A 6,959-nucleotide genomic window follows, 5' to 3' on the forward strand; every position below is an offset into this window, starting at 1 on the left:
GGGGGTGCGCGAGCGCCCGCCGGCGACCGGGGCGCCCACCGCGCCCGGGGTCGGCGCGGTGATCGGGTGGGTCGGCGGGCGGCCGATCCCCCGCGAGCCGCTGGACCGGCGCGTCCGCGAGCTGCGCGACGGGCCGCTGTGCGCGGCGCTGCCGGTGCCGGGGACGTCCGAGGACCGGCAGCTCGCCCGGTGGCTGACGCAGGTCATCCTCACCGAGGCCCTGTGCGAGCACGAGGCCAGGGCGCTGGGGCTGACCCCCTTGGAGAGCGGGCCGCTGGACCGGCTGGCGGCCGTGGAGCTGGGGTCGATCAACGCGGCCGCGTACAACGGGAACGCGTGGGTGCGGGCCCTGTTCGAGCACGTCACGTCCACCGTCGAGACCCCGCCCGCCTGGAGCGCGCCCCCGGCGTCTCCTGCGCCTCCTGCGGCGTCCGCGCGGCTCCTCGTCCGGCACCGGCTCTTCGCCGACCGGGAGAGCGCCGGGCGTGCGACCGTGGACGACCTGGAGGTCCTGGGGGCGGTGGAGCTCGGCTCGCTGCCTCGCGCCATCGGCGAGCCGCTCGGCCGCGTGCCGCTCGGCACCCTCACCGGGCCGGTGGAGGACCGGCTCGGGTGGCACGTCGCGATCGCCGACGCGGTCCGGAGCGCCGCCTCCGGCGTCGCTCAGCGGGCCGTCACCGGCGAGGCTCTGCTGGCGCCGGCCAGGCGGATGGCGTTCGCGCGGTGGCTGGACGAGCGGCGGGCCGCCGAAGTGGAACTCGTACCCGGACTGGAACATCCTGGCGACCCTCGCCAGCCCGACAACCACCACAAACACTGATGACCTGCGTACTTGCCATTGACATCGGAGGAACCAAGCTCGCCGCCGCACTGGTGGACGAGGCGGGTTCCGTGCTGCGATCCGCGACCCGGCCCACGCCCCGTACGGAGGTGATGGCCGCCCTGGCGGACCTGATCGGAGAGGTGACGGCCGAAGGGCCGACCCCGCTGGCGGCGGGGATCGGCTGTGCCGGGCCGCTCGACCTGGCCGCCGGGACCGTCAGCCCCGTGAACATGCCCAGTTGGCGCGGCTTCCCCCTCCGCGACGAGGTCGCGCGGCTGAGCGGGCTGCCGACCGTGCTCGCGGGCGACGCGCAGTGCATGGCGCTCGGGGAGCACTGGCTGGGGGCCGGGCGCGGGAGTTCGGCGCTGCTGGGGATCGTGGTGTCCACCGGGATCGGCGGCGGGCTGGTGATCGACGGCGTGCCGCTGCTCGGGCCGAACGGAAACGCCGGTCATGTCGGGCACATGTCCATCGACCCGTACGGCGAGCGGTGCGAGTGCGGCGGACGCGGATGCGTCGAGCGCTACGCCAGCGGCCCGAACCTGGCCCGCTGGGCGCTGGCCAACGGCTGGACGCCCGGCCTGGCCGCCGCGGCGCCCGAGGTTCGCACGGGGGCCGGGGTGGTGGTCGCGGAACACCGTACGAGCAATGGTGAACGCCGTACGAGTGACGTGGGACACCGTACGAGTGACATCGAACGCCGTACGAGTGACACGGCACGAGCGGCGGACGGGCAGGAGCCGATGCCCGGGCCCGGGACGGACGCGCGAGCCCTGGCACGGGACGCGGCGGCCGGGGACGAGGTCGCCGTGGCGGCGTTCGAGCGGGGCGCGAGGGCCCTGGCCGGGATGATCGCCTCGACCGCGGCCGCCGTCGAGCTGACCAGGGTGGTCATCGGGGGCGGCGTCTCAGGAGCGGGCCGGGTGTTGTTCGAGCCGCTGGCCCGCGCGCTGGACGACGTGGCGGGGCTGGCGTTCGTGCGGGCGGTGGATGTTCAGCCGACGACTCTCGGGGTAGAGGCGAGTCTGGCGGGTGCGGCCAAGCTGGCTTGGGACCACACCCGTTCGACGACCTGAACCTCGTGTGCCGGCTGGGATCACTCCCGCTCGGCGGCCGCCTGGGCCTCGCGACGCTCGATGATGCGGCGGGTGAACGGGATGATCTCCATCGCCCGCCCCCCGAGGTAGGCGCCGATGAAGGCGAGCACCACCAGCATGACGGGGCTGGTGGCGAACCCGTTCAAGGTCACGAAGGCGTACAGGGCTGAATCGAGCAGTGCCATACGGGGACTCCGAGAGAGGGAAGGAGCGAGCGGCAGAGCCCACAGCGTAACCGGACATTACCTATGCTTGGACTGCAAAGGCGGATTTTTTACCACCCGCCGTTGCGTCCCCCCTGCAAACCGCCCTCACAAAGTTCCGGAACCGGTCAGTGGAAGAAGTGGCGCGTCCCCGTGAAGTAGAGCGCCACGCCCGCCTTCTCCGCCGCCTCGATGACAAGCTGGTCGCGTACGGACCCGCCGGGCTCGACGATCGCCTTGACACCGCCCTCGACCAGCACCTCCAGCCCGTCCGGGAACGGGAAGAACGCGTCCGAGGCCGCCACCGACCCCGCCGCCCGCTCGCCCGCCCGCGTGACCGCCAGGCGGCACGAGTCGACCCGGTTGACCTGCCCCATCCCGACGCCCACGGTGGCGCCGCCGGAGGCGAGCAGGATCGCGTTCGACTTGACCGAGCGGCACGCCCGCCACGCGAACGCCAGGTCCGCCAGCATCGCCTCCGACACCGGCTCGCCCGCCTTGAGCTGCCAGCTCGCGGGCGCGTCGCCGGGCGCGCCGACCCGGTCGGCCTGCTGGACGAGCAGCCCGCCGTCGATCCGGCGGAACTCGGCCGGGTTCGACGGGCCCGACGGGCAGATGAGCAGCCGGACGTTCTTCTTCTGGGTGAGGACGGCCAGCGCGTCCGGCTCGTACGACGGCGCCACGACGACCTCGGTGAACACGTCCGCGATCTGCCCCGCCAGCTCGGCCGTCACCGGCCCGTTGACCGCGATGACCCCTCCGTACGCGGAGACGGGATCGCAGGCGTGCGCCTTACGGTGCGCGTCGGCGACGTCGGAGCCGACGGCGATGCCGCACGGGTTCTGGTGCTTGATGATCGCGACGCAGGGGTCGGTGAAGTCCCAGGCCGCCCGCCAGGCCGCGTCGGCGTCCAGGTAGTTGTTGTAGGACATCTCCTTGCCGTGCACCTGCTCGGCGTTCGCCAGGCCGTCGCGGCCGGCGGTGTAGAGGGCGGCCGACTGGTGCGGGTTCTCGCCGTAGCGCAGCGTCGACTTGCGCTTCCAGGTGGCCCCCATGAACTCCGGCCACGCCTCACCCTCGCCGCCCTGGTAGGCGTTGGCGAACCAGGAGGCCACGGCCACGTCGTACGAGGCCGTCTGCGCGTACGCGATGCCCGCGAGCCGCCGCCGCTCGGTCAGCGTGAAGCCGCCCTGTTCGAGGGCGCCCAGCACGTCGTCGTAGAAGGCGGGATCGACCACGACGGCGCAGGTGCTGTGGTTCTTGGCGGCGCCGCGGATCATCGCCGGGCCGCCGATGTCGATCTGCTCCACGCACTCCTCGTCGGACGCGCCGGAGGCCACCGTCTCCTGGAACGGGTAGAGGTTGACCACCACGAGCTGGAACGGGTCGATCTCCAGCTCGTCGAGCTGCGCCACGTGGTGCGGCTTGGTCATGTCGGCCAGCAGCCCGGCGTGCACGCGCGGGTGCAGGGTCTTGACCCGGCCGTCCAGGCACTCGGGGAACCCCGTCAGCTGCTCGACCTTGGTGACGGGAATGCCGTAGGACGCGATCGCGGCGGCGGTGCCGCCCGTCGACACGATCTCCACCCCCGCGCCGTCGAGCCCCCTGGCCAGTTTCTCCAGCCCGGACTTGTCGTACACCGCGATCAGCGCGCGCCGGACGGCGATGCGAGTCACTTGCTCTCCCCCTCGGATGGGTTCGGGTTACCTGGTTGGTTGCCGATGTGTACCTGGCGTCCGCTGACCGTCCAGCCCTCGCGGACCAGCCGGCCGACGACGTCGACGAGCAGGTGGTGCTCGACGCGCTTGATGCGCTCGTGCAGGACCTCCTGGTCGTCGTCCGGCAGTACGGGCACCGCCTCCTGGGCGATGATCGGCCCGCTGTCGACGCCGGAGTCGACGAGCATGACCGTACAGCCCGTGACCTTGACGCCGTGGGCAAGCGCGTCGCGAACCGCGTGCGCGCCGGGGAAGGAGGGCAGCAGGGCGGGGTGGGTGTTGACGATCGTGAACGCGTCGAGCGACGGCGCCCCGAGGATCTTCATGAAGCCCGCCGAGATCACCAGGTCGGGCTCGTACGAGGCGATCCTGGCCGCGATCGCGGAATCCCATTCCCCACGGTTCTCGTAATCCCCCACTTTTTCCACGAAAGTAGGGACATCAGCCTTCGCGGCCCGTGCCAGTCCTTCGATGCCGTCCCTGTCCGCGCCCACGGCCACCACCTGGGCTCCGTACGCGGGATCGGCGGAAGCATCTAGCAGGGCCTGTAGGTTGGTTCCAGAGCCGGACACGAGAACGACCAGCCGCCCAGCCTTTGACACGCGCACTCCAATGGGAAACCTGGGTAGAGCTGCCAGCGTATCCGTTCTTCGACCGGCGACGCAGAGGAGGTCAGGTGTCGACACCGGTGCAGGCCCCGATCGGCCAGCAGCCCGCGGACTCGGCGGGCCGCCGAGCGATCTGGTTGTCCATCGCAGCACTGGCGATGACGTTCATGCTGCCGCTGGCGGGGCTGGTCATGGCGGTGTTCGCGCTGCTGGCGGGCATCCGCGCGCTGCCGCTGCTGAAGGGCGCGGGCAAGCCGCCCGGGATAGCGGTGGGCGGCATCGTGGTGTCGTCGGTCGCGCTCGCGCTGTCGGCCATGGCCACGGCCATGCAGCTGTACCTCATGGACGAGTACTCCGCCTATCAGGAGTGCCTGAAGGGGGCGGGGACGGTGTCGTCGCAGGGTGAGTGCTTCACCCAGTTCAGGGACGCGGCGCAGCGCAAGCTTCCGCCGGACGTGCTGGAGGTCCTGAGCGCCGTCCAGCCGTAGCCGCCGTTGGCAGGTGTGACCGCCCGCGCCGCACCGCTCGGGCTCGTGTCCGGCGGGTTCATTGGACGGGTTCATCGGGTGGGGCGTTCGGGCTGCTCGCCGTGCCTGACGTGAGCGGTTGACCTTCACCCTCGGGCAAGCCGCACAGTGGTCGTGACCGGGCGCCCGCCCGGGACGAGGGGGTCGTCCATGCGCTGCCTGCTCAGCATCGGTGAGTTCGCCCGTCTGTCGCGCCTGTCGCCCAAGGCGCTGCGGCTGTACGACGAGCTCGACCTGCTGGTGCCGGCGCGCGTCGACCCGGTGACCGGTTATCGCTGGTACGCCGGCACGCAGCTCGACGATGCCCGCCTGGTGGCCGCGTTGCGCCGCGTCGGCGTGCCTCTGGCCGACATCAGGACGATCCTGCCCATGGAGCCGGGACCGGCCGCCGACGCGATCGCCGCCCACTGGGCGCGGTCCGAGGCGGAACACACCGCCCGGCGCCACCTGGTCGCCCACCTCGTCGACCGCCTGCACGGAAGGAACTCCACCATGTACGAGGTCGCCGTCCGTACCCTGCCCGCCCGTACCCTCCTCAGCCTGCTCCGCAGGGCCCACCAGGACGAACTGGTACCGATCGGCCGCGAACTGTTCATCCACCGCCTCCGGCGAGGCGGCGTCCCCCGCCTCGAAGGGATCGCCGGGGCGCCGTTCCTGATCTACCACGGAGAGGTGAGCGACGACAGCGACGGCCCGGTCGAATGGTGCTGGCCCGTCCCCGACGCCCAGGCTGACGAGATCGCGGCCGGCCTCCCCGACCTCGCGCTCCGCTCGGAGCCCGCCCACGAGGAGGCGTACGTCCGCCGCGACGTCCCCGGCCGGTGGGACGACACGACCGAGGCCGAAGCCGCCGTCCAGGCGCTGGCCGCGTGGGGGGCGCGGCAGGAACGCCGGGCGCACGGAGGCATCCGGCTCGTCCTGGCCCCCAACCCCAGTGGTGACGGGACCGGCCCGATCAGCGAGTTCGCCGTACCGCTCCGCTGACCTCGCCCACCACGACGTCCGGCACAGCGGCCTCGGGGACGCCGCCGACGAGCTGGGGCGCCACCCCCGTGCGTTCGGGCACAACGCTCGCGAAGACGACGCGCGTAGGAGAACACCGCCCTTGCGGCGCGAACGATCATCGATGTCCTGTCGAGCCGTCGTCACCACCGAGCACGCGGGCGATCACATCGCGCACCAGCCCCGGCGGAATCGGCTGGTGCGCGATGAACCGCCGGTAGAAGAACGGCCCGGTGAGCAGGTCGGTCACCACCTCGGGGTCGAGGTCGGCGGGCAGCCGGCCGCGTGCGCGAGCGCGGTTCAGCACCACGATCAGCGGCTCGCGACGACGCCTGGTCAGGTCCCCGTGGAGGCCGGCGAGCGCGGGATCACGCTCGGCGGCGTAGATGAAGGCGGCCATGAGCCGCGGGAACGGCGTGTGCTCAAGCAGCGCCACAAAAGCCTCCAGCACCTGCGCCACGTCGTCCTCCACCCGGCCGGTGTCCGGCGCCGGGAAGGGCCGGAACGTGGCGTCCATGGCGTCGACCATCAGCGCGCCGAGGGTCGGCCACCGCCGGTAGAGGGTCGCCTTGCTGGCCCCGGCGCGCCTGGCGATGGCCTCCATCGTGAACCCGGGCAGGCCGTCGTCGTTGAGCACCTGCAGAGCGGCCTGCAGCACCCGGTCCCGCGCTCCGGCACCGCGTGAAATCGGCTCCCGCGTCTCTTCCCTGTGACTGTCGACTATTGCCGCCACCTCCATCGAGACGTATCGTACCGATATGTAAGAGTACGCCCCGTATCGATGGAGAATGTGATGGCACACTCCCCCACCGACCTTCAGGCGCCGCACACCTGTCGCGTCACACGACGGCCGCCGTACCGGCCGGAACCACGGCCATGACCACGGCCATGACCACCACCGCGACCGCACACCCCCGCCGTGCCGGCGCCGCCTACTGGGTCATCACCGCCGTCTGCACGCTGGCCGGGGTGGCGCGCGGC

Annotated in this window: 8 protein-coding genes; 4 read left to right on the plus strand and 4 right to left on the minus strand. The window is 72.1% G+C overall.

Translation table 11 applies throughout. The features are described 5' to 3' along the window. Together KME77_RS14290 and KME77_RS14295 are read left to right on the plus strand one after the other, a co-directional pair. Window positions 1-820: DUF7158 domain-containing protein (locus KME77_RS14290; protein WP_219467001.1), on the plus strand; the 820-nt coding region annotated here is incomplete at its 5' end. Further along, the gene (locus tag KME77_RS14295) at window positions 820-1,899 is read left to right on the plus strand and encodes an ROK family protein (RefSeq protein WP_219467003.1); all 1,080 of its coding nucleotides are present in this window, start codon (window positions 820-822) and stop codon (window positions 1,897-1,899) included. The genes KME77_RS14290 and KME77_RS14295, both read left to right, overlap by 1 nt. Before the next feature lie 20 nt (window positions 1,900-1,919). Here KME77_RS14295 and KME77_RS14300 read toward each other — a convergent pair whose 3' ends face one another. The 3 genes from KME77_RS14300 to purN form a co-directional block, all read right to left on the minus strand. Beyond that, on the minus strand, window positions 1,920-2,105 hold the full coding sequence (locus KME77_RS14300; protein WP_246609750.1) for a hypothetical protein: 186 nt from the start codon (window positions 2,103-2,105) through the stop codon (window positions 1,920-1,922). Between the two features lie 146 nt (window positions 2,106-2,251). Continuing rightward, the gene (gene purH / locus KME77_RS14305; RefSeq protein ID WP_219467005.1) at window positions 2,252-3,799 is read right to left on the minus strand and encodes a bifunctional phosphoribosylaminoimidazolecarboxamide formyltransferase/IMP cyclohydrolase; all 1,548 of its coding nucleotides are present in this window, start codon (window positions 3,797-3,799) and stop codon (window positions 2,252-2,254) included. Further along, complete coding sequence (gene purN, locus KME77_RS14310) at window positions 3,796-4,425, minus strand: phosphoribosylglycinamide formyltransferase (protein WP_219467014.1); 630 nt, start codon at window positions 4,423-4,425, stop codon at window positions 3,796-3,798. Before purN ends, purH begins: the two co-directional genes overlap by 4 nt. Window positions 4,426-4,517: 92 nt before the next feature. On the opposite strand from purN, the gene KME77_RS14315 reads away from it, so the two are divergent. Both KME77_RS14315 and KME77_RS14320 read left to right on the plus strand, forming a co-directional pair. Next, window positions 4,518-4,937 (plus strand): hypothetical protein, encoded by a 420-nt coding sequence (locus KME77_RS14315; RefSeq protein ID WP_308250700.1) that lies wholly within the window; start codon window positions 4,518-4,520, stop codon window positions 4,935-4,937. Between the two features lie 189 nt (window positions 4,938-5,126). Next, window positions 5,127-5,960 (plus strand): MerR family transcriptional regulator, encoded by an 834-nt coding sequence (locus tag KME77_RS14320; RefSeq protein ID WP_219467008.1) that lies wholly within the window; start codon window positions 5,127-5,129, stop codon window positions 5,958-5,960. 136 nt (window positions 5,961-6,096) lie between these two features. Here the strand turns inward: KME77_RS14320 and KME77_RS14325 are convergent, their stop codons facing one another. After that, window positions 6,097-6,636 carry a TetR/AcrR family transcriptional regulator gene (locus KME77_RS14325; RefSeq protein WP_219467011.1) on the minus strand — a complete coding sequence of 180 codons (540 nt, stop codon included), beginning with the start codon at window positions 6,634-6,636 and terminating at the stop codon, window positions 6,097-6,099. Window positions 6,637-6,959: the final 323 nt, after the last annotated feature.

This window comes from Nonomuraea rhizosphaerae (genome assembly GCF_019396405.1).
Taxonomy (GTDB): Bacteria; Actinomycetota; Actinomycetes; order Streptosporangiales; family Streptosporangiaceae; genus Nonomuraea; species Nonomuraea rhizosphaerae.